General features: G+C 59.5%; 19 protein-coding genes. 18 read left to right on the top strand and 1 reads right to left on the bottom strand.

The window, feature by feature from the left end; all coding sequences use genetic code 11:
- The first annotated feature begins 52 nt into the window (after positions 1–52).
- The 18 genes from fabG to recQ all read left to right on the top strand — a co-directional run bounded on the left by fabG (position 53) and on the right by recQ (position 19334).
- Positions 53–796 carry a 3-oxoacyl-[acyl-carrier-protein] reductase gene (gene fabG / locus ACZ5D1_RS06205; RefSeq protein WP_011368295.1) on the top strand — a complete coding sequence of 248 codons (744 nt, stop codon included), beginning with the start codon at positions 53–55 and terminating at the stop codon, positions 794–796.
- A 65-nt stretch (positions 797–861) separates the two neighbouring features.
- Positions 862–1092, top strand: coding sequence for an acyl carrier protein (gene acpP, locus ACZ5D1_RS06200; protein WP_011368296.1), 231 nt, complete (start codon positions 862–864; stop codon positions 1090–1092).
- Positions 1093–1268: 176 nt separating this feature from the next.
- A complete protein-coding gene (gene fabF, locus ACZ5D1_RS06195; protein WP_273192845.1) occupies positions 1269–2516 on the top strand; it encodes a beta-ketoacyl-ACP synthase II in 1248 nt (415 codons plus the stop codon).
- A gap of 70 nt (positions 2517–2586) precedes the next feature.
- Entirely contained in the window at positions 2587–3825 is a 1239-nt protein-coding gene (gene glyA, locus ACZ5D1_RS06190; protein ID WP_011368298.1) for a serine hydroxymethyltransferase, read from the top strand.
- A 98-nt stretch (positions 3826–3923) separates the two neighbouring features.
- Positions 3924–4391 (top strand): deoxycytidylate deaminase, encoded by a 468-nt coding sequence (locus tag ACZ5D1_RS06185; RefSeq protein ID WP_011368299.1) that lies wholly within the window; start codon positions 3924–3926, stop codon positions 4389–4391.
- A 2-nt stretch (positions 4392–4393) separates the two neighbouring features.
- Positions 4394–5515 (top strand): bifunctional diaminohydroxyphosphoribosylaminopyrimidine deaminase/5-amino-6-(5-phosphoribosylamino)uracil reductase RibD, encoded by a 1122-nt coding sequence (gene ribD / locus ACZ5D1_RS06180; protein ID WP_464556257.1) that lies wholly within the window; start codon positions 4394–4396, stop codon positions 5513–5515.
- Positions 5516–5520: 5 nt separating this feature from the next.
- A complete protein-coding gene (locus tag ACZ5D1_RS06175) occupies positions 5521–6195 on the top strand; it encodes a riboflavin synthase (protein ID WP_011368301.1) in 675 nt (224 codons plus the stop codon).
- 72 nt (positions 6196–6267) lie between these two features.
- On the top strand, positions 6268–7491 hold the full coding sequence (locus ACZ5D1_RS06170; RefSeq protein WP_011368302.1) for a bifunctional 3,4-dihydroxy-2-butanone-4-phosphate synthase/GTP cyclohydrolase II: 1224 nt from the start codon (positions 6268–6270) through the stop codon (positions 7489–7491).
- A 126-nt stretch (positions 7492–7617) separates the two neighbouring features.
- A complete protein-coding gene (gene ribH, locus ACZ5D1_RS06165; protein ID WP_011368303.1) occupies positions 7618–8088 on the top strand; it encodes a 6,7-dimethyl-8-ribityllumazine synthase in 471 nt (156 codons plus the stop codon).
- A 3-nt stretch (positions 8089–8091) separates the two neighbouring features.
- Positions 8092–8556: a transcription antitermination factor NusB gene (gene nusB / locus ACZ5D1_RS06160; protein ID WP_011368304.1), complete on the top strand. Its 465-nt coding sequence runs from the start codon at positions 8092–8094 to the stop codon at positions 8554–8556.
- 48 nt (positions 8557–8604) lie between these two features.
- Positions 8605–11094 carry a leucine--tRNA ligase gene (leuS, locus tag ACZ5D1_RS06155; RefSeq protein WP_027181251.1) on the top strand — a complete coding sequence of 830 codons (2490 nt, stop codon included), beginning with the start codon at positions 8605–8607 and terminating at the stop codon, positions 11092–11094.
- Entirely contained in the window at positions 11078–11635 is a 558-nt protein-coding gene (gene lptE, locus ACZ5D1_RS06150) for an LPS assembly lipoprotein LptE (RefSeq protein WP_011368306.1), read from the top strand. The genes leuS and lptE overlap by 17 nt, the downstream gene beginning before the upstream one ends.
- Before the next feature lie 96 nt (positions 11636–11731).
- The gene (locus ACZ5D1_RS06145; RefSeq protein WP_273192857.1) at positions 11732–12706 is read left to right on the top strand and encodes a DNA polymerase III subunit delta; all 975 of its coding nucleotides are present in this window, start codon (positions 11732–11734) and stop codon (positions 12704–12706) included.
- A 136-nt stretch (positions 12707–12842) separates the two neighbouring features.
- Complete coding sequence (radC, locus tag ACZ5D1_RS06140; protein WP_011368309.1) at positions 12843–13520, top strand: RadC family protein; 678 nt, start codon at positions 12843–12845, stop codon at positions 13518–13520.
- A gap of 40 nt (positions 13521–13560) precedes the next feature.
- Complete coding sequence (locus ACZ5D1_RS06135; RefSeq protein WP_027181253.1) at positions 13561–13836, top strand: acylphosphatase; 276 nt, start codon at positions 13561–13563, stop codon at positions 13834–13836.
- Positions 13837–13956: 120 nt separating this feature from the next.
- Positions 13957–16371 (top strand): endopeptidase La, encoded by a 2415-nt coding sequence (gene lon / locus ACZ5D1_RS06130; RefSeq protein ID WP_464556252.1) that lies wholly within the window; start codon positions 13957–13959, stop codon positions 16369–16371.
- Positions 16372–16417: 46 nt separating this feature from the next.
- The gene (locus ACZ5D1_RS06125; RefSeq protein ID WP_464556250.1) at positions 16418–16978 is read left to right on the top strand and encodes a hypothetical protein; all 561 of its coding nucleotides are present in this window, start codon (positions 16418–16420) and stop codon (positions 16976–16978) included.
- Positions 16979–17078: 100 nt separating this feature from the next.
- The gene (gene recQ, locus ACZ5D1_RS06120) at positions 17079–19334 is read left to right on the top strand and encodes a DNA helicase RecQ (protein ID WP_464556248.1); all 2256 of its coding nucleotides are present in this window, start codon (positions 17079–17081) and stop codon (positions 19332–19334) included.
- A gap of 38 nt (positions 19335–19372) precedes the next feature.
- Here the strand turns inward: recQ and ACZ5D1_RS06115 are convergent, their stop codons facing one another.
- Positions 19373–21970: a putative bifunctional diguanylate cyclase/phosphodiesterase gene (locus ACZ5D1_RS06115; protein ID WP_464556246.1), complete on the bottom strand. Its 2598-nt coding sequence runs from the start codon at positions 21968–21970 to the stop codon at positions 19373–19375.
- Positions 21971–21973 lie beyond the last annotated feature (3 nt).

The raw sequence follows: 21973 nt of genomic DNA, 5'->3' as shown, positions 1-21973 counted from the left end.
TTTACGGTATAAAGCGGTGCCTTCCGGTAAAGAAGAGAAAAAGCGAACCAAAATGAGCGAACTTATCTCCACCGCACTGGTCACGGGCGGCTCACGCGGCATCGGCAAATGCATTGCCGAAACACTGGCCGCGCAAGGTTTTCAGGTACTGCTTACCTATGTGAGCAAACCTGAAGAAGCCGAAACCGTGGCCGAGTCCATCCGCACTGCGGGCGGACAGGCAAGGGCCCTTCGTCTGAATGTGGGCGACCCCGAAGAGGTGGCCGCATTCTTTAAAAACGAAGTGAAGGACAAAGTCCGGCTGGATGTGCTGGTGAACAACGCCGGCATAACCAAAGACGGGCTGCTCATACGCATGAAAGATGAGGACTTTGCACGGGTTGTCAGTGTAAACCTGCAGGGCGCCTTTTCATGCAGCCGCGAAGCGGCCAAAATAATGAGCAGACAACGCTGCGGCCGCATCATCAACATCACCTCGGTGGTGGGCCAGATGGGCAACGCCGGACAAGCCAACTACTGCTCCGCCAAGGCCGGTCTTATAGGACTTACCAAGTCCGCCGCCAAGGAGCTTGCAGCGCGCAACATCACCGTAAACGCCGTGGCACCCGGTTTCATAGAGACCGACATGACCAGAGCGCTTGCCGACAATGTGCGCGAACAGTACCTTTCCGCCATTCCGCTGCGCCGTCTCGGCAGTGCACAGGATGTGGCGGATGCCGTGGCCTTTCTTGCTTCTGACAAGGCTGGCTACATTACCGGGCAGGTCATCGCCGTCAACGGCGGTCTGTACACCTAGCCCGCCTGCGGACAGGCCGCTGCCTGCCTGCGCTTCAGCTACAAATAACACCGATTGGAGGGAATATGTCCGTCGAAGAAAAAGTCAAAAAGATCATCATGGACCAGCTCGGCGTTTCCGCCGAAGAAGTAAAGCCCGAAGCTTCCTTTGTGGAAGATCTGGGTGCTGACTCCCTGGACCTGACCGAACTGATCATGGCCATGGAAGAAGAATTCGGTACCGAGATTGATGACGACGACGCTCAGAAAATTCTGAAAGTCAAAGACGCCATCGACTACATCGCTGGCAAGCAATAGTCTTCACTCATCATTCCAAATACATGCAAGCAGGCGTCTTATGACGGAGTCATAAGGCGCTTTGCCCTTTTCTTCCGGCTGCTGCGAAAAAGGCTTTTTTCCGCCCCCTGCCACCGGCCAGACCGGACACCGGACGGACGGCTTTTACGCCGCGTTATGCCCACGAGGAACATAGAATGACTGGAAAACGAGTAGTAGTAACCGGACTTGCCGCAATAACCCCGCTTGGCAACAATGTTGAAACCAGCTGGGAAAATCTCATTGCCGGAAAGTCCGGAATCGGGCCCATCACCCGTTTTGATGCCAGCGAATATACATCCCGCGTGGCGGGCGAGGTAAAAGGCCTCGACCTGGGCGAGTATATTCCCCCCAAACAGGCACGCCGCATGGACCGCTTTACGCAGTACGCGGTGGCCTGCGCCAAGCAGCTCATGAAGCACGCAGAATACACCGTGCCCGAAGAAACGGCCCATCGCGTGGCCTGTCTTCTGGGTGTGGGGCTGGGCGGACTGGAAACCCTCGAGCAGTTTCATACCAAACTGGTCGAAGCCGGTCCCAACCGCATCTCCCCCTTCATGATTCCCCAGCTTATCTCCAACATGGCCCCCGGCCAGATTGCCATGGAAATAGGCGCCAAAGGCGGCAACGTTGTGATGACCAGTGCATGCGCATCGGGCACCCACGCCATCGGCTATGCTTTTACCGAGGTAAAAGTGGGCCGCTACGACGCTGTGGTCACCGGCGGTGCCGAATCCACCATCACCCCCATGGGCGTGTCCGGGTTCACAGCACTGCGTGCGCTTTCCACCGCAAGCAACGATGCCCCCGAAAAGGCTTCGCGTCCCTTTGATGCCAACCGTGACGGCTTTGTCATCGGCGAAGGCGCAGGGCTGCTGCTGGTCGAATCGCTTGAGTCCGCCCGGGCCCGCGGGGCAACCATATACGCGGAAATCGTGGGCTTCGGCTCTTCGGACGACGCGTTTCATATGACCGCCCCCCGCGACGACGCCGAAGGCATGGCACGCGCCATGCTGATGGCCATTGAAGAAGCCGGCATCAGCCCCGCTGATGTGGACTGCATCAATGCCCACGGCACCTCGACACAGCTGAACGACAAGAGCGAAACACTGGCACTGAAAAAAGTGTTCGGCGACCACGCGTCCAAGCTGCGCATCAGCGCCAACAAATCGCAGACGGGCCACCTGCTGGGGGCCGCCGGCGGCGTGGAAGGCGTTTTCAGCTGTCTTACCCTTGCAACCGGCACCGTGCCCGGCACCGCAAACTATGAAACCCCCGACGAAGACTGCGACCTCAACTATATGGGTGGCGGTTCCGAGTCGTATCAGGCACAATACGTGCTGAGCAACTCCTTCGGCTTCGGCGGCACCAACGCGTGCATGCTGTTCAAGCGCTGGGAAGGCTAATACCGAATCCCTCCGCCGCGCATCCCCCTGCGGGGTGCGCGGCATAACCACAACGCGGAGAGTGGAAACCATGGACGAACTGCTTATTCAGGATCCGGAAGTCGGTCGCGCCATTGTTCAGGAAGTGGAACGTCAGACCGGCAAGCTGGAACTCATCGCCTCTGAAAACTTTGTGTCCCCCGCAGTCCGCGCCGCACAGGGCAGCGTGCTGACCCATAAATACGCCGAAGGATACCCCGGCAAGCGGTATTACGGCGGTTGCGAATTTGTCGACGTGGCGGAAAACCTCGCCATCGACCGCGCCTGCGAAATATTCGGCGCCCAGTACGCCAACGTCCAGCCCCACTCCGGCAGCCAGGCCAATATGGCCGTATACTTTTCCGCGCTGACTCCCGGCGACACCATTCTGGCCATGGATCTGTCGCACGGCGGACACCTGACCCACGGCAGCCCCGTCAACTTTTCGGGCCGGTTCTACAATGTGGTGTTCTACGGTGTCTCGCGCGAAACCGGCTGCATAGATTATGACAGCGTGGCAGAACTGGCACGCGAGCACCGCCCCGCCATGATTGTGGCCGGTGCCAGCGCCTACTCCCGCATCATCGATTTTGCACGGTTCCGCGCCATAGCCGACGAAGTGGGTTCCCTGCTTATGGTCGACATGGCCCACATAGCCGGTCTGGTGGCCGCCGGTCTGCATCCTTCCCCTGTGGGCACGGCGCACTTCACCACCACAACCACGCACAAAACCCTGCGCGGTCCGCGTGGCGGCATGATTCTGTCGGACGAAGAAGCCGCCAAAAAACTGAACAGCCAGATTTTCCCCGGCATTCAGGGCGGCCCGCTCATGCATGTCATCGCCGCCAAGGCTGTGGCCTTCGGCGAAGCGCTGCGTCCCGAATTCGGCGCCTACCAGAAGCAGGTGGTCGCCAACGCCGCCAAACTGGCCGCCACCCTGACCGATGCCGGTTTTGAACTGGTTTCCGGCGGCACCGACAACCACCTGATGCTGGTGGACCTGACAAACAAGGATATCACCGGTAAAGATGCCCAGCATGCGCTTGACCTTGCGGGCATCACCGCCAACAAAAACACGGTGCCTTTTGAAACCCGCTCGCCTTTCGTGACTTCGGGCATCCGGCTGGGTACCCCTGCCCTGACCACCCGCGGCATGAAAGAAGCTGAAATGGTCAAAGTGGCCGGCTGGATAATCGACGCGCTGGGCAATATCGGCAACGAAACCCGTCTGGCGGAAATAAGCCGCGACGTGGAAAAGTTCGCCCGTCAGTTCCCGCTGTTCCACTGGTAACAGCAGACAAAGCAACATTGCAGCGGGGCGGTTTGACAAAACCGCCCCGCTATATTCACTGCTAAAGCCGCACACAGCGCGGCACACGGATATCACGCATGCACAGCAGACTTCCCTGGCCTCATTATTTTATGGACATCACCTATCTTGTGGCCGAGCGTTCCACCTGCACGCGGCGCAAAGTGGGCGCCATCGCGGTCAAGGACAAACGCATTCTGGCCACCGGTTACAACGGTGCGCCCTCCAATGTGGCGCACTGCCTTGATGTGGGCTGCCTGCGCGAAGAGCTGGGAGTGCCTTCCGGCCAGCGGCACGAAATATGCCGTGGCCTGCACGCCGAACAGAACGTGATTATTCAGGCAGCCATCCACGGGGTATCACTGGCCGGTGCGGAAATATACTGCACCACGCAGCCCTGCCTTATCTGCACAAAAATGCTGATAAACTGCGGAGTGACAGCAGTGTATTTCATGGAACCCTATCCGGACCCGCTCTCAGAGGCCATGATGCGCGAAGCCGGAGTGAAATTTGAAGTGCTTGATTATCCTCAGGCCGGACGGAAATAGCCGTGTCACACGATCATCCTTTTTCTTCCTTCATGCTTGAGGCGGTGGCGCTGGCCGAAAAAGGCCGCTGGGCCACATCGCCCAATCCCTGCGTGGGTGCCGTGCTGGTAAAAGACGGGCAGACCGTGGCGCGCGGCTGGCACACGGCCTATGGTAAACCGCATGCCGAAATAGAATGCCTGCGCGATGCCGCCCGACGCGGAGTGAACCCCGCCGAATGCACTCTGGTGGTAACGCTGGAACCATGCAACCACACCGGAAAAACGCCCCCGTGCTCCATAGCCGTGCTGCAGGCCGGTATCCGGCACGTGGTGGTGGGTATGATGGACCCCAACCCCGTGGCACAGGGCGGAGCAAATTTTCTGCGCGAAAACGGAGTCACCGTTGAAACAGGGGTCTGCCGTCAGGAATGCGAAGATGTGGTGGACGACTTCATCACATGGAAAAAAACACCCCTGCCCTACACCATCATCAAGCTTGCCTCCACTCTGGACGGCCGCATAGCCACCCGTACAGGGCACTCACGCTGGATAAGCGGCGAAGAATCGCGCCGCCGTGTGCATGAACTGCGCAGACACGCCGATGCCGTCATCGTCGGGGGAGGAACCTTCCGCGCTGACAATCCGCAACTTACCTGCCGGCTGGAAGGAATCCGCCGGCAACCGCTGGCCGTGGTGGTCACCTCGCAGCTGCCCGATGCCGGAACCCCCATGCACCTGCTGCAGCAACGCCCGCATGAAACAATTTTCTGGACACCCCGCGCAGTGGCGGCTTCCGCACAGGCCGATGCCCTGCGCGCTCTGGGTGTGCGCGTGACCGGACTGGACCGCAACTGCAAGGGCAGACTGGATCTGCATACCGCCCTTGCGGGCCTGCGCAGCGAATACGACTGCTACCACACCCTGTGCGAAGGCGGCGGCATGCTGGCTCTTTCCATGCTGGAAATGAATGTGGCGCAGGAACTGGAACTGCATATGGCCCCCAAACTGCTGGCCGACGCACAGGCCAGACCGCTGTTTGACGGCCGCACACCGTCCACCATGGAACAGGCGCTGGGCCTGCGCATCTGTAATGTCGCCCGCAGCGGCGAAGACGTTATCCTGACCTTGCGCCCGAGGAAATAACACCTATGTTTACCGGAATAATCAACGGACAGGGCGAAATCCTGTCGGCAGACAACAGGGGCAGTGAAACCCGTTTCCGCATCCGGCCCCGCTTTGCGCTGACGGACTATGTCACCGGCGAATCCATCGCCGTGAACGGCGTATGTCTTACCGTGGAAACCTATGCGGACAGCTGGTTCAGCGCATACGCATCTGCGGAAACCCTGTCCTGCTCCAACCTGGGTGCCCTGCACACCGGCGCTGCCGTTAATCTGGAGCGCGCGCTTGCAGTGGGCGACAGGCTGGGCGGGCACATTGTCAGCGGACATGTGGACTGTCTGGCCACGGTGCAGTCGGTGCAGCCTGCGGGGCTTTCGCGCGTATACCGGCTCGGCTTTCCGCAGGAATTCGGGATTCAGGTGGTGGATAAAGGCTCCGTAACTCTTGACGGTATCAGCCTTACGGTTAATCATTGCGGGCCGGATTTTCTGGAAGTGAACATCATTCCCGAAACGCAAAAGGTGACAACCATCGCGCACTGGAAGCCCGGAACCCGCGTAAACATGGAAACCGACATCATCGGCAAATATGTTCAGCGCATGCTCACCCCGTGGAGCTCCGCAGACAAAGGCGGCGCAACCGCAGGCGACAGCCGGGCCGGCACTCTGACAATGGACTTTCTGCGCGAACACGGCTTTTAACCGTAAAACGCCGCAAACCGCCGGCGGCACGACCGCCGGAGGATACCGCAACTTACCGAGAGGTTCCCAGATATGCCTATGTGCACGGCCGAAGAGGCCATTGAGGAAATCCGCAGCGGACGGATGCTCATTCTTGTAGACGACGAAGACCGCGAAAATGAAGGCGACCTGACCATTGCAGCCGAGCATGTTACTCCGGAGATCATCAATTTCATGGCCATGCACGGCCGCGGTCTCATATGCCTTGCCATGGCGCCCGAATGGGTGGACAAGCTGCAGCTGCCGCTGATGGCCCGCCGCAACGAATCCAAATTCGGCACCAACTTCACGGTATCCATCGAAGCCCGTCAGGGCGTCACCACCGGTATTTCCGCCAAAGACCGCGCAACGACCATTCTTACGGCAGTGAAAGACGACGTGAAGCCCGAAGACATAGTCACCCCCGGCCACATCTTTCCCCTGCGCGCCCAGAAGGGCGGTGTCATGGTGCGTGCCGGACAGACCGAAGGCAGTGTGGATCTGGCCCGTCTTGCCGGTCTCAAGCCCGCCGCCGTCATTTGCGAGATAATCCGCGACGACGGCGAAATGGCCCGCATGCCTGATCTTGTGGAATTTGCCGAAAAGCACGGCCTGAAGATTGCCACCATACGCGATCTTATCAGGTACCGTATGCAGCCCGGACAACTTTCCGTACAGCGGGTGGCAGAAGCTAAAATGCCTACCAAATACGGTGACTTCACTGTTATCGCCTACGAAAACGACCACGGTGACGAAACCCACCTTGCCATGGTCAAAGGCGACATAAAAAATCAGGACGCCGTGCTTGTGCGCGTGCACTCCGAATGCCTCACCGGCGATGTGCTGGGATCGCTGCGCTGCGACTGCGGCGATCAGCTGGCAGCCGCCATGTGCACCGTGGCAGCCGAAGGCGCAGGCGTTGTGCTGTATATGCGTCAGGAAGGCCGCGGCATCGGACTGGCCAACAAGATCAAGGCTTATGCGCTGCAGGATCAGGGCTACGATACCGTGGAAGCCAACCACAAGCTGGGTTTCAAGGCCGACCTGCGCGACTACGGCATCGGCGCACAGATTCTTGTGGATCTGGGCGTGCGCAAAATGCGCATGATGACCAACAACCCGAAAAAAATCGTGGGCATAGAAGGCTACGGCATTCAGGTGGTCGAACGTGTTCCCATCGAAATGCATGCCTGCGAATTTAACGAAAATTACCTGCGCACCAAAAAGGAAAAGATGGGGCATATGCTGCATCTTTCCGACGAAGGGCAGGAACAGTAACAGCCGGGGCGCCGGCCGCCCCCTCAATTTGTTGATGATGCGCACCCCGTGTTCCGGCACGGGGTGCGACCTGCATATTCCACTTTGCCACGCGGCCCCCGCGCCGCCATCAGGAGACTTTTTGCCATGATGCACCTGAAAACCATCGAAGGCCAGTTCGACGCCAAGGGGCTGAAGTTCGCCATTATCGCCACCCGCTTCAATGACTTTGTCGTTGACCGTCTGGTTGGCGGCGCCGTCGACTACCTGACCCGCTGCGGCGGCAGCCGCGAAGACATGACCCTCATCCGTCTGCCCGGCGCATTCGAAATGCCCGTGGCCGCCAAAAAGCTGGCCGCCTCCGGCAAATACGACGGCGTGATCGCTCTGGGTGCCGTCATCCGCGGTGCCACTCCGCACTTTGATTTTGTGGCCAACGAAGCCACCAAAGGCCTTGCACAGGTTGCGCTGGAATCCGGCGTACCCGTGGGATTCGGCCTGCTGACCACCGACACGCTGGAACAGGCCATCGAGCGCGCCGGTTCCAAGGGCGGAAACAAAGGCGTGGAAGCTGCTTCCGCCGTTCTTGAAACGATCCGAGTACTGGAGCAGCTGTAACACATGGCCGCAAAAGGTAACAATTCATCGCGGCGCTCTTCGCGGGCGCTTGCTTTTCAGGTTCTTTACGGGCTTAACTTTTCGCCCGCCAAGGATCTGGCCCAGCTGCAGGAAGCCTACTGTGCATCGCCCGACGTGAGCGACCGCGGAGGCGAAGCGCACCCCGTGGGGTTTGCCTGGGAACTTATCGAAGGCACATGGACCAATCAGAAAGCGCTGGACGAGATCATCACCCGTTTTGCCCAGAACTGGCGCGTGGAGCGCATCGGCAAAATAGAACTGACCATCCTGCGCCTTGCCGTATATGAAATGCTCTACCGCGCCGACGTACCGCCCAAAGTGGCCATCAACGAAGGCATAGAGCTTTCAAAGCAGTTCGGCGACGACAAGTCGCGCAACTTCATCAACGGCATACTGGATGCGGCAGCCAAGGCGCTGGAAGCAGGCACCATCACGTGCAAGTACTGATTCTGAACTCTTACCGCTCAACGACTATACATAAGGAATAGCACGGCTATGAAGTACAATCCTCAGGCCATTGAAGAGAAGTGGCAGCATATTTGGGAAGAAAAGGAGATGTTCCGCAGCGAGCACGGCTCCGACAAGCCCAAATACTACGTGCTTGAGATGTTTCCCTATCCTTCGGGCAACATCCACATGGGGCACGTCCGCAACTACTCCATAGGCGACGTGGTCGCCCGCTTCAAGCGCATGCAGGGCTTCAACGTGCTACACCCCATGGGCTGGGACGCTTTCGGACTGCCTGCCGAAAACGCCGCCATCAAGCACGACACGCACCCCGCCAAATGGACATACTCCAATATCGACAATATGCGCAGCCAGCTTAAAAGGCTGGGCTATTCGTACGACTGGCGCCGCGAACTGGCCACCTGTGATGCGGAATACTACCGCTGGGAACAGCTGTTTTTCCTCAAATTCATGGAAAAAGGCCTGATATACCGCAAAAAGGCACCGCAGAACTGGTGCCCAAAATGCAACACGGTACTGGCCAACGAGCAGGTCATAGACGGGCTGTGCTGGCGTTGTGATTCAGTGGTCGAACAACGTGATCTGGCGCAGTGGTTCCTCAGAATCACCTCCTACGCCGAAGAACTGCTGGCCGACCTTGAAAAACTGACCGGCGGATGGCCCGACCGCGTACTGACCATGCAGCACAACTGGATAGGCAAATCCGTAGGTGCCGAAATCGAATTTGCCGTGGATGGCAGCGATGAAACCGTCAAGGTCTTCACCACCCGCCCCGATACGGTGTTCGGTTCCACATTCATGAGCATTGCTCCTGAACATCCGCTGGTGGAAAAACTCATCACCGGCACCGGGCAGGAAGAGACTGTCAGGGCTTTTGTCACGCGTATACGCAACATGGACCGCATTGAACGCACCGCAGACACGCTGGAAAAAGAAGGCGTGTTCACGGGCGCATACTGCATCAATCCGCTCAGCGGACGCAGAATGCCCATCTATGTGGCCAACTTTGTACTGGCCGAATACGGCACGGGCGCCGTCATGGCCGTGCCCGCGCATGACGAGCGCGACTTTGAATTCGCCCGTAAATACGACCTGCCGATGGAAGTTGTCATCCAGCCCGAAGGCGCGGAACTGACACCTGCAACCATGGAAACCGCCTATACCGGTCAGGGAACCATGGTCGGGTCGGGCCAGTTCAGCGGGCTGCCCAACGAAGAAGGCAAAACCCAAATAGCCGAATGGCTTGAAGCCAACGGCAAAGGCAAACGCACCGTCAACTACCGCCTGCGTGACTGGAATATCTCGCGCCAGCGTTACTGGGGTGCGCCCATTCCCGTGGTCTACTGCGAAAAATGCGGCATTGTGCCTGAAAAAGCAGAAAACCTGCCCGTCCGTCTGCCGCTGGACATAAAAACCCGTTCCGACGGCCGCTCGCCGCTGGGCGAAACTCCGGAATTCTACGAATGCCGGTGCCCTGCATGCGGAGAAAAAGCACGGCGCGAAACCGACACCATGGACACCTTCGTGGAGTCCTCATGGTATTTTGCGCGCTACACGTCGGCCGGTGACAATGAAGCCCCCTTTGATGCGCAGGCACTCAAGTACTGGCTGCCCGTGGACCAGTACATAGGCGGCGTGGAACACGCCATTCTGCACCTGCTGTATGCGCGTTTCTTTATCAAGGCACTGCGCGACTGCGGCTACATGGACCTTGACGAACCTTTCGCCAACCTGCTGACGCAGGGCATGGTGCTGATGGACGGCGCCAAGATGTCAAAGTCAAAGGGCAATGTGGTTGACCCCACTGAAATGATCAGCCGCTACGGTGCCGACACCGTCCGCCTGTTCTGCCTTTTCGCGGCACCGCCCGAACGTGACTTCGACTGGTCCGACTCCGGCATCGAAGGCGCAAGCCGGTTTGTAAACCGTGTGTGGCGGCTGGTGGAAGACCTGCCTGCGGGCATGGCGCCCATGGCCCCCTGCTCCAGCAGCAGCGATGACTGCACCGGCGCGGCCGCAAAGGATATCCGGCAGAAGGAACACGCCACCGTCAAAAAAGCCGGTGCCGACATTCAGAACAGATTCCAGTTCAACACCGCTATTTCTGCCGTGATGGAACTGGTCAACGCGCTGTATCTTACCCGCGACGAACTGGGTGCCGACGAAAAAGGCCGCAGAGTGCTGGGCTCGGCAGTGTCGTCAGTGCTGGCCATGCTGGCGCCCATCACCCCGCATCTGTGCGAAGAACTGTGGGAACAGCTGGGCCACAAGGACATGCTTACCGCAAGACCGTGGCCCCGATACGACGAAGACGCCCTGCTCAGGGACGAGGTGGTCATTCCGGTTTCAGTCAACGGCAAGCTGCGTTCCAAAATGACCGTACCCGCAGGCACCGGCAAGGAAGAGCTTGAAAAGCTTGCTCTTGCAGAAGCCAACGTGGTACGCCATACCGAAGGACTCACCGTCCGCAAGGTAATTGTCATTCCGGGGAAAATGGTCAATGTCGTCGCAAGCTGACAACATACGCGCCCGTACGCGCGGCGCGTCCGCCATACGCACAGCGGTACTGTGCGCCGTGCTGGCCTGTGTGCTTTTTGCGCTGCAGGGCTGCGGCGGCTACCGGCTGGCTGCGGACGAACCTTCCGTGTTCGGCGGACCGCAGGCCACCATCCGCATACGCGAAGTGGTCAACCCCTCGCTGTTTCCGTGGGTCGGTGCCGTCATCCGCGCTGAAATGCGCGACGAGATAACCAACAGGCACATGGCCACATGGAAAGACAACGGCAGAACGGACTACTCCATAGCTGTCATTGTGGATAAAATCACAGTGACCGGACGCGCCACAGATACGGATGATTCCGACCGTCTGTTCAGCGCATCGGTTTCGCTCAAGGCTGCCGTGTATGACGACAACACCAACACCGTTGTCTGGGATTCCGGCTTCACCTCCGTCAGCGAAACCTACCGGACGTTTTCCGGCACAGACCAGCAGGCCGCCTACTCCGCGGTGCGCAAAGCCACGCAGTATGTGGTGGACAGAATGCGACACAGCTTCTAGACCCTTCATACAGCCATCGTATATAACGCCCGGAGACCGATAGGCTCTCCGGGCGTTTTTCAACCACCAACCAGCAAACAGGCACTACCCGCAACCATGGCAAAAGACGGATTCAGTTTCATCGTATGTCCCGACGGGCAGCTTCTGCGCGACCGTATCGAAGGACAGCTTGCGGCACACTCCTCTTCGCACGGTGCATGGGAACGTCACGTCTACTGGGGCGACGAGGGACTGGCCGCTTCGTTCTGGGAACACCTGACCCTGCAGGGGCTATTTGCCACTCCCAAGGCACTGGTTGTCCGCAATGCCCAGAACCTTGCCGCCGCGGACTGGAAGAAGCTCAGCGAGTCATTGCGGCAGGCATCGCCCACGTCATGGGCGTTCATCTGTCTGGAGGTTGCTTTTGAGCGCGGCAAGGCAAAAGTGCCGGCTGCCGTACAAAAAACAGCCTGCTGGAAGTTCGCCGCCGGACAGGGCTGGATTTGGGAATCGCCCGGTCTGGACGAACGCAGCCTGCAGGGATTTGCTTCGGCCTGGGCGCAGAAACGCGGGGTACGCTTTGCTCCCGGCGCTCTGCCGGCCATATGCGCCGCCCTGCCCGCCGATGCCACCGCAGCCCGGAACGAACTGGAAAAACTGGCTCTGGCGGCAGGAGCCGACGGTGTCATAAGCGCCGATACATCGGCACTGGGCGACCATGCGGCCGATCTGGATATTTTCGGATTCATACGGGCTGTTCAGTCCGGCACCCAGCACGACAAAGTATGGCGCAAAGTCATGGGCAGCAGTTCCGCCAACGACGGTCTCGTCTTTCAGTTCCTGGGCATGCTGCAGCGCGAAGCCCGCATGATGTGGCAACTGCTCTCCGGCGAATCCGTCCGCCTGCCCGCGGCGGTGCTCCAGTCCAAAACCCGCACGGCGCAGCAGCTGCGGTACCGCGGAATCATGCGTATGTGGGATCTGGCACTGGAGGCGGAAAAAGGCATAAAGTCGGGTGAGCGCTCTCCCGATCAGGCCATGGAAGCCCTTATCGGTGGCCTGCTGGCGCTTTTTGCACCCCGCAGGCCATAGCATGGCCGTCATGACGGTATTTTTCCGCCATGTTTCCTTCCTGTCGCAGGATTTTTCTCTTTTTCAGACGCAAATCACCCTTTTTTACACTGTAAAGCGGCTTTACAGCCTTGCCACCGGCGGGTAACTGCTTATTATGGTCAACGAACCACATTATCATGGTCATCGGCAGCGCCTACGCGAGAAGCTGAAAAAAGACTCCACCCAGCTGGCCGACTATGAAATTCTGGAACTGATTCTGGGTATGGTACTGCGCAGGCAGGACACCAAGCCGCTTGCCAAGCGGCTGCTCGGGCGGTTCGGTTCGCTGCGGGGCGTGCTGGATGCCCGGCCGCAGGAGCTTATGGCGGAAAAAGGGGTAGGTCCGGCCATGGAAAGTTTCTGGCTGCTGCTGCGCGAGTTCATAGCGCGCTATGCCGAAGCCCCCATGAGAGAACGGACACTGCTGGTTTCTTCGCGCGCCGTGGCGGACATGGCCAGAACGCGTCTGGCAGGCTGCCCCCATGAGGAAGTGTGGGTGGCCTACATGGACAGGCAGAACAGACTGCTTGCATGGGAACGCGCCACAAGAGGCACGGTAAACGCATCTGCCATTTACCCGCGCGACCTGATGGAAGCGGCACTGCGCTACAAGGCAAGCGGGCTGATACTGGTGCACAACCACCCCGGCGGCAGTGCACGGCCCTCCGCACCGGATGTGGAAGTGACCAAACTGGTGGCGCGCAGCGCCGCATCGCTGGGCATGACGCTGGTAGACCATGTCATTGTGACCGAGGAAGGGCATTACAGTCTCAAGGAAGACGGGCTTTTCTAAATCCGGCAGCACAGCCGCCGGCACGGACAAAGGACAAGCCATGAACCGCATAGCATGTACGGTGCACGGCAGAGTGCAGGGAGTGGGCTTCCGCTACTGGACAAAACGCAAGGCCGCTGCACTGGGCTTGCGCGGCTGGGTGAAAAATGCGCCGGACGGTACGGTGATGCTGGAAGCGGCGGGCGAAGCCGGCGCTCTGGATGTCTTTGCCCGGGCGCTGCACCGCGGGCCTGCCTTCAGCGCCGTAACCCGGGTGGACTGCACCACGGTACAGCTGCCCGCGCAAACGGAACACGATTTTCTGATAACATACTAGGGAACACGCTATGCATCTGCCGCGCCGCGGCAGACCGGCGCAGACGCAACGGGCATTGCCAGCCGCCGGTACAACCGGGAAACGCCGACCCACGGCCCCCGATTAATGGAAGGAGAAGGCATGAGCGACAGAAACGACGCAGAAAGCCTCGACATACACGAAAGCGGAGCTTCCATTGAGGAAGCCGCAGAGCATATGAACGAACTGCTGAATGATTTTCCCGCGGAACTGCCGGTGCTTGCCGTCCGCGATATTGTTGTATTCAACTACATGATTCTGCCGCTTTTTGTGGGCAGAGAAAAATCGGTGCAGGCCGTGGATGCGGCGCTTAACGGCAGCCGCTATATGATGATCTGCACCCAGCACGACGAAGCCGTGGACGATCCCACAGGGGATGATCTGCACAAAACAGGCACCGTAGTCATGATCATGCGCATGCTCAAGATGCCTGACGGCCGCCTGAAGGTTCTGGTGCAGGGCATCAGCCGTGCCAAAGTGAAAAACTTTGTTTCTGAAGACCCCTACCTGCTGGCCGAAGTGGAAGCCATAGAAGAGCCGGAAGCAGGTCCCCTTACCGTGGAACAGGAAGCAATGATCCGCTCCGCCCGCGAGCAGAGTGAAAAAATTCTTTCTCTGCGCGGTGTGCCCACTGCAGACATCATGGCCGTACTCAACGGCGTTGATGAACCCGGACGCCTTGCCGACCTTATAGCGGCCAACCTGCGCATGAAGGTGGCCGATGCGCAGACCATTCTTGAATGCACCGACCCTGACGAACGGCTCACGCTGGTTAATGAGCAGCTGGTCAAAGAGGTGGAAGTGGCTGCCATGCAGGCAAAAATCCAGAGCATGGCCAAGGAAGGCATGGACAAGGCACAGAAAGACTATTTTCTGCGCGAACAGATGAAAGCCATACGCCGTGAACTGGGTGAAGGTCCGGACGGCGACGAAGACATGGACGAGCTCATCGAGTCGCTTGCCAAGGCCGGTCTGCCCAAAGATGTGCGCAAAGAAGCCGACAAGCAGCTGCGCCGTCTTTCGGTCATGCATCCGGAATCTTCAGAAGCCACCGTTGTGCGCACCTATCTGGAGTGGCTTGCGGAACTGCCATGGAAAAAACTCTCGCGCGACCGCATAGATATTCCTAGAGCACAGGCCATTCTGGACGAAGACCATTACGGGCTTGAAAAAGTCAAAGACCGTATTCTGGAATATCTTTCCGTGCGCAAGCTCAATCCCAAGTCCAAAGGCCCCATTCTGTGCTTTTCCGGCCCTCCCGGCGTGGGCAAAACTTCGCTCGGACGGTCCATCGCGCGCGCTCTGGGCCGCAAGTTCCAGCGTATATCACTGGGCGGCATGCGTGACGAAGCTGAAATACGCGGACACCGGCGCACCTATATCGGCGCCATGCCCGGCCGTATCATACAGACCATAAAACAGCTGGGCACGCGCAACCCGGTCATCATGCTGGACGAAATAGACAAGCTCGGCTCCGACTTCCGCGGAGACCCTTCCTCCGCCCTGCTGGAAGTGCTTGATCCTGAACAGAACTTCAGCTTCAGCGACCATTACCTGAACGTGCCCTTCGATCTTTCCAAGGTCATGTTCATATGCACGGCGAACCAGCTGGAAACCATTCCCGCACCGCTGCGCGACCGCATGGAGATCATCCGCATTCCCGGTTACACCATGCAGGAAAAAGCAAAAATAGCCCGCCGCTACCTGCTGCCCAGACAGGCCGGAGAAAACGGTCTGAACGAAGACGACGTTCAGATAGCGGACAACGTGATAACCAAAATCATCGACGAATACACCCGAGAAGCCGGTCTGCGTAATCTTGAACGCGAACTGGGCACCGTGTGCCGCAAACTGGCACGGCGTAAAGCCGAAGGTGAAGACGGCCCGTTCCGCGTTACGGTAAAAGTGCTGGAAAAACTGCTCGGCGCACCGCGGTTCATAGATGAACAGAAAGAACACGAGCTGCTGCCCGGCGTGGCGCTGGGGCTGGCATGGACTCCATACGGCGGCGAAGTGCTGAACGTGGAAGTAAGCACCATGAAAGGCAAGGGTAAACTTACGCTTACCGGCCAGCTGGGCGACGTGATGAAAGAAAGCGCACAGGCGGCCGTAAGCTATGTCCGCAGCCATGCGGCAGAACTTGACGTGGACCCCGAGTTTTCTTCCAACCTCGACATCCACATTCACGTTCCTGCCGGTGCCACGCCCAAAGACGGCCCTTCTGCCGGTGTCACACTGCTCACGGCGCTCATTTCGGCGCTTACCGGACGTTCGGTCAACAGCGACCTGTGCATGACGGGCGAAATAACCCTGCGCGGAAGGGTGCTGCCCGTGGGCGGCATCAAGGAAAAAATTCTGGCCGCGGTGGCACGGGGACTCAGCCATGCCTTTATTCCGCACCAGAACAAAAAAGACCTTGAAGACATTCCCGCCGACCTGCTGCGCAAAATCAACGTGCATCCGGCCGAACACATCAACGATATCCTGCCGCTGGCTCTGGGGCTGGATAAAAAATAACATCAGACGGGCACGGCACTGCCGTGCCCGTTTTTTCGGCACTGCCATGGATATGAAACAGCTCTCCGACATGCACCCGCTGTACAGCAGGCTGACGGGACAGGTCATCTGGCTTTTGTTTGAAGAAAACGATGCGCGGCAGGAAGATATAGACGCCTTCATGGATCTGGTTCTGCAGCGCAAAGAGCGTGAGCTGGATACCATGCGCGCACTGCTGGAAAATCCAGCCCTGTATCTGAGGGTGGAACTTCAGGATGTCCCTTGCCTTTCCGGCACCATACAAAGCCGCGATGAGTTATCCGGTGATATGCTGCCGCCCGGCAGCCCCTGTGGCATACAGACGGCTCTGCCTCCGGCCTGCTCCTGCTGCGCCGCGCTGCATGGGCACGTGCTGCCCGCCGCGCATCCGCAGCTGCTGCGCTATATGCCGCCCTACGGTCTGGGCTGCCGATGCACCCCCCGCGCCATCACGGCGCAGGAAGCAACAGGCGCCCCGCTGTTGACGGCAAAACCGCTTCCTCCGCAAAAACTGCACTGCGATTCCGGCTGGCTGTTCCACATGTGCTGGGCGCAGCACACCGCACGCACAGGCAGCGGCATGCCGTGACCTGCAGCTGCGACGGGCGCCGGCACTGCGGCACTCCTGCGGCGGAACCTCCCGTTTTGCTCTTTGCGCCTGCCGCCGGCAGTGGTACAGTGCGCACGCCATGACGCAACAGACCCATACCACAACAGCTTCATCCATGCTCGACACAGCCCGGGAAATCCTCATCTCCACATACGGATTCCGCGACTTTCAGGGGCTGCAAAAAGATATCATAGAACACACCGCATCCGGCGGCGACGCGCTGGTGCTCATGCCCACAGGCGGCGGCAAGTCACTGTGCTACCAGATTCCCTCCATCATGCGGCAGGGCACCGGTATTGTCATATCGCCGCTTATCGCGCTTATGCAGGATCAGGTGGACAGCCTCACGCAGATGGGAGTAAGCGCGGCTTTTCTTAACTCCAGCCTGTCTCCCGAAAAACAGCGCGAGGTGGAAGCACGCCTGCTGAGCGGCATGCTCGATCTCGTCTATGTAGCGCCCGAACGGCTGGTGCAGCCTGCTTTTCTGGGGCTGCTTGAAAGAATAACACCCGCGCTGTTCGCCATTGACGAGGCGCATTGCGTTTCGCAGTGGGGGCATGATTTCAGGCCGGAATACACACGGCTGACCATTCTGCATGAGCAGTTTCCGCATGTGCCCCGGATAGCTCTTACCGCCACGGCGGACGGGCCCACCAGACGCGACATCATCAGGCATCTGGATCTACAGGACTCCACTGTTTTTTCTACGGGATTCGACCGCCCCAATATTTCGTACACCATACAGCCCAAAGACAAGCCGCTGGAGCAGCTGCTGCATTTCATCCGCACACGCCACAAAGGACAGTCGGGCATAGTGTACCGGCTGAGCAGAAAAAAAGTTGAAGAAACAGCAGCCTGGCTGTGTGCAAAAGGCATAGAAGCCCTGCCCTATCACGCAGGACTCAACGCCATTCAGCGTCATCACAATCAGGAACGGTTCATGCGCGAAGACGGGCTTGTCATGGTGGCTACCGTGGCCTTCGGCATGGGGGTGGACAAGCCGGATGTACGCTTTGTGGCACACCTTGAGCCGCCAAAAAGTCTGGAAGCCTATCATCAGGAAACCGGACGTGCGGGACGTGACGGCCTGCCCGCCGATGCATGGATGACATACGGTCTGGCCGATGTGGTGCAATTGCGGCGCATGCTGGGCCAAGGCGAAGAAGACAGCCCGCGGCGCATGGTCGAACTGCGCAAGCTGGATGCCATGCTCGCCTTTTGCGAAACAACCGAGTGCCGCCGTAAAGTGCTGCTGGGCTATTTCGGCGAACACGACAGAGAACCCTGCGGAAACTGCGACACCTGTCAGTTTCCTGTAGAGACATGGGACGGCACGGTGGCCGCCCAGAAAGCACTGAGCGCCGTATACCGCACCGGTCAGCGCTTCGGCGCCGCCCACCTGACAGACATACTTACCGGCAAGCTGACCGACCGCATACGCAGCCACGGGCATAACGACCTGAAAACATTCGGCTGTGGCAAAGAACTGGGTGCATCGCAATGGAAAGGCGTGTTCAGACAGCTGGCATGTCTGGGGCTTCTTGCCACCGATGCGGACGGGCACGGCGGCCTGCGTCTGACACCGGAAAGCTGGCAGGTACTGCGCGGAGAACGCATGCTGAGCTTCCGGCGTGACATTCTGGGCCGCTCCGCCACACGTGCACTGGCAAAAACACAGGCCGACGCGGCTCTGCAGAATGCCCTGAACACGGAAGAATCCAGACAGCTGTGGGATACCCTGCGCTCGTTACGGGGCAGGCTGGCACAGGAACGCGACGTGCCGCCCTACGCCGTTTTTGCGGACAGGGCCCTGCTGGAGATGGTCTGCTTCCGGCCGCGCACGCCGGATGACCTGCAGTGCATTCACGGCGTCGGCAAAGCCAAGCTGTCCATGTTCGGGCAGGAATTTCTTGATGCGCTGCTCTCGCACGAAGCCGCCTGCGGCAGGCCGGACGATCTGCCCGCACTGCCCGAACGCAGACCGGCTGCTGCCGCAAAAAAGGAAAACGGCCTTACCGACACCATACGCGAAACGCTGCAGCTTTTTAACAAGCTGCAGGACATGCAGGCCGTGGCCGAGGCCCGCGCCCTGAAACCGGCCACCATATGCAATCATCTGGTACGGTGCATACGTCATGGCGAGCTGACCACGGAACAGGTGGTGCCCCTGCCCGCGCACGAGCTGGCAGAAATACGGGGAGTGCTGGGTGAAACAGCTTCGCTGGGCGGAGTTACCGCCGCGCACGGCAGACTGAAAGGCCGCTATGATTTTGAAACCCTGCGGCTGGTTCAGGCCGAACTGTTCATCAGGCGGGGTGACGAGGAAGACTGGTAAGCCTGCCGCGGGTGCGCACAGCCGCCCGTACCGGCGCATCAGCCTGCCATGACGGGAAACACCGCACCGGCCGCATGCATGCGCAGCAGCCGCGACAGCCGCATGGGAGCGGCAAAGTACATGCCCTGCGCCGATGAATACCCCAGTTCGCGCAGCAGTTCGGCATGCTCCGGCAGTTCCACGCCTTCGGCAACGGCTTTCATGCTGAATCCGCCGGCAAGGGTTCTGGCCGACCGCACAATACCGCGCGCCGCCATGTCTGCATCTGAAGCCCTGACAAACGACCCGTCGACCTTGAGCAGAGAGAGCGGATACCTGCGCAGCATGGCCAGCGAGGAATATCCCGAGCCGAAACCGTCCAGAGCCAGACGTATGCCCGCGTCCCTGAGCCGCCACAGCCCTTCGGCCACGGCGGGTGCCGCGTTGACCAGCAGATTTTCCACCAGTTCAAAGATAAATCTGTCCGGCGCCGCCCCTTCTTCCTGCAGTACCCCCAACAGCACTCCGGGCATCTCCGGCCTGCGCAGGGTTTCGCTGAGCATGTTCACATGCACCGACAGCACAGCCGCCCCCCGTGCTTCCTGCTCCTGCATGGCCAGTTGTGCCCGTGCGGCAAGCCGCAGCACATGAGCATCCAGCGCAGCCTGCAGACCAGCGTGTTCCGCCAGCGGCAAAAAAGCCCCGGGAGCCAGCAGCCCCCGCTCGGGATGATGCCAGCGTACCAGCGCCTCCACGGCGTCCATCCTGCCGGTCTGCAACGAAACAACAGGCTGAAAAAACAACTCCAGCTGTCCGCTGCCCAGCGCTGTCACCAGTTCCTGTTCGCCTTTGCGCATGACGCGCGCGGCCGCGGCGTCGGAAGAACCGGCAATGACATACCTGTTGGACCCCCGCCGCTTGGCTTTGTACATGGCGGAATCCGCCTGCCGCAGCAGATCGCCGCAACCGGAACATTCCTGCCCGCGAAGCACTGCACCTATGCTCACGCCGCAGCGTATCTCGCGCCCGCGCAGCATAAACGGGGATGAAACGGCCTCGGTGATACGCTCGATAACGTGCGTCACCTGCAGAATCTCCGGCACATCATCCAGCAGCACGGCAAATTCGTCACCGCCCAGCCGTGCAAGCGTGTCCACATTGCGCAGGCAGTTGCCAACCCGTTCCGCAAACATGCCCAGCAGTGCGTCGCCGGCATCATGCCCCATGGAATCGTTCACATCCTTGAAACCGTCCATGTCCATGTAGAGCACGGCAAAGCTGTACGACGCGTTACGCTGCGCACGGTTGAACGCACTCTGCAGGCGGTCGAGAAAAAGCGCCCTGTTGGGCAGCCCCGTCAGCACATCATGATAGGCCATGTGCGTCAGACGCTCGTCTTCGCGCTTGTGGTCCGTCACATCCTCTATCTGCACTATGATAAAACGCAGACTGCCGCCTTCGTCCAGTACCCGGCTCACCGTCAGTTTGCACCATATGGGCGGAGCATGCCTGCGCCTGATGGCCGAGGTCATGGTCAGCACCTCGTCCGCACCGCCCTGCAACGCATGAAAAAAGCGGTCCGCCACGGTCACATCGTCGGCGCAGAGGAAATCGGAATAATGCAGGCCCAGCATTTCTGCCGCGGGAATACTGGCAAGGTCGGCAGCGCCTTTGTTCACGCTCTTCACCGTTCCCTGCGGGGTCAGCAGAACAATGCCCAGTCCGGCATGGTCAAACACGGCGCGAAAACGGGTCTCGCTTTCACGCAAGGCTGTTTCGCTCTGGTGGATGCGCTCAACCGTGGCCATGATATTGGCGGCGTTACGCAGAAAACGCGCATCATTCATGCCGAAACGCACAGCGGAGTTGCGCCTGCATGCGGTAAGCACCCCCATTGTTCTGCCGTCCGGCGAACACAGCGGTGCAGCAATGGCGGCATCGGGCAGCGGCACATCGGCAGGCAGTATGCCAGACTCGGCAAGACGCATCGCGCCGGCTTTGTCCAGCACGACAATATCGCCCTGAGCAAGCACATGGCGTGCAAACGAAGCACCGAAAAGACGGGATGAATAGCGTGCACCGGCACCGTCCGGCGCATGCAGCAGCACGGCCGGCTCGTCACCCTGCGGTGCCAGCCACAACGTGGCACAGCTGCAGTCCAGCCGGTGCATAAGTACGGAAAAAACAGCTTCGAGCCTGTCATGCAGTGCATGAGGCGCAGCATACAACTGTACGGGCAGTTGCCACGACGGACAGACATCGCAACCGGCAGCAGGCGCGTTTTCCTGCTGCATACCTGAAAGTTCGGCCACCACCAGCCCGTGCAACAGCGCATGGCCGGACAAGGCGAAAAGCCGCGCCCGGAAAAGCTGCCTGCCGGAAGCAAGCTGAACAGGCAGGCTGCCGCTCCAGCGCTGCCGGCTGCCGTCTGCCACCGATGCAAAAAGAGCCCCGCAGCCGGGAGCAAGGCGGAAAAAATCTGCGGGCAGAGCGCCCGAACCGAGGAGGCCGGACCAGACGCCATTGGCATACACCAATGCGCCGTCGTGCGAAAAGACACCTGTACCGGCCGGGCTGTGTCCGTAAACGGCAGCCAGAATAGAAAACGTGTCCGCAGAAATCTGCTGCGGGCCGGTTGCATTATTGTTCTGAGTCATGGA

It is taken from the genome of Oleidesulfovibrio vietnamensis (genome assembly GCF_055388115.1).
The sequence above is the reverse complement of the archived record's forward strand: the minus strand, read 5'-3'. Positions and strand labels throughout refer to the sequence as shown.

Coding starts and splice junctions, on each gene's coding strand:
- fabG (WP_011368295.1), top strand. CDS start 53: ATGAGCGAACTTATCTCCACCGCACTGGTCACGGGCGGCTCACGCGGC.
- acpP (WP_011368296.1), top strand. CDS start 862: ATGTCCGTCGAAGAAAAAGTCAAAAAGATCATCATGGACCAGCTCGGC.
- fabF (WP_273192845.1), top strand. CDS start 1,269: ATGACTGGAAAACGAGTAGTAGTAACCGGACTTGCCGCAATAACCCCG.
- glyA (WP_011368298.1), top strand. CDS start 2,587: ATGGACGAACTGCTTATTCAGGATCCGGAAGTCGGTCGCGCCATTGTT.
- ACZ5D1_RS06185 (WP_011368299.1), top strand. CDS start 3,924: ATGCACAGCAGACTTCCCTGGCCTCATTATTTTATGGACATCACCTAT.
- ACZ5D1_RS06175 (WP_011368301.1), top strand. CDS start 5,521: ATGTTTACCGGAATAATCAACGGACAGGGCGAAATCCTGTCGGCAGAC.
- ACZ5D1_RS06170 (WP_011368302.1), top strand. CDS start 6,268: ATGCCTATGTGCACGGCCGAAGAGGCCATTGAGGAAATCCGCAGCGGA.
- ribH (WP_011368303.1), top strand. CDS start 7,618: ATGATGCACCTGAAAACCATCGAAGGCCAGTTCGACGCCAAGGGGCTG.
- nusB (WP_011368304.1), top strand. CDS start 8,092: ATGGCCGCAAAAGGTAACAATTCATCGCGGCGCTCTTCGCGGGCGCTT.
- leuS (WP_027181251.1), top strand. CDS start 8,605: ATGAAGTACAATCCTCAGGCCATTGAAGAGAAGTGGCAGCATATTTGG.
- lptE (WP_011368306.1), top strand. CDS start 11,078: ATGTCGTCGCAAGCTGACAACATACGCGCCCGTACGCGCGGCGCGTCC.
- ACZ5D1_RS06145 (WP_273192857.1), top strand. CDS start 11,732: ATGGCAAAAGACGGATTCAGTTTCATCGTATGTCCCGACGGGCAGCTT.
- radC (WP_011368309.1), top strand. CDS start 12,843: ATGGTCAACGAACCACATTATCATGGTCATCGGCAGCGCCTACGCGAG.
- ACZ5D1_RS06135 (WP_027181253.1), top strand. CDS start 13,561: ATGAACCGCATAGCATGTACGGTGCACGGCAGAGTGCAGGGAGTGGGC.
- lon (WP_464556252.1), top strand. CDS start 13,957: ATGAGCGACAGAAACGACGCAGAAAGCCTCGACATACACGAAAGCGGA.
- ACZ5D1_RS06125 (WP_464556250.1), top strand. CDS start 16,418: ATGGATATGAAACAGCTCTCCGACATGCACCCGCTGTACAGCAGGCTG.
- recQ (WP_464556248.1), top strand. CDS start 17,079: ATGACGCAACAGACCCATACCACAACAGCTTCATCCATGCTCGACACA.
- ACZ5D1_RS06115 (WP_464556246.1), bottom strand. CDS start 21,970: ATGACTCAGAACAATAATGCAACCGGCCCGCAGCAGATTTCTGCGGAC.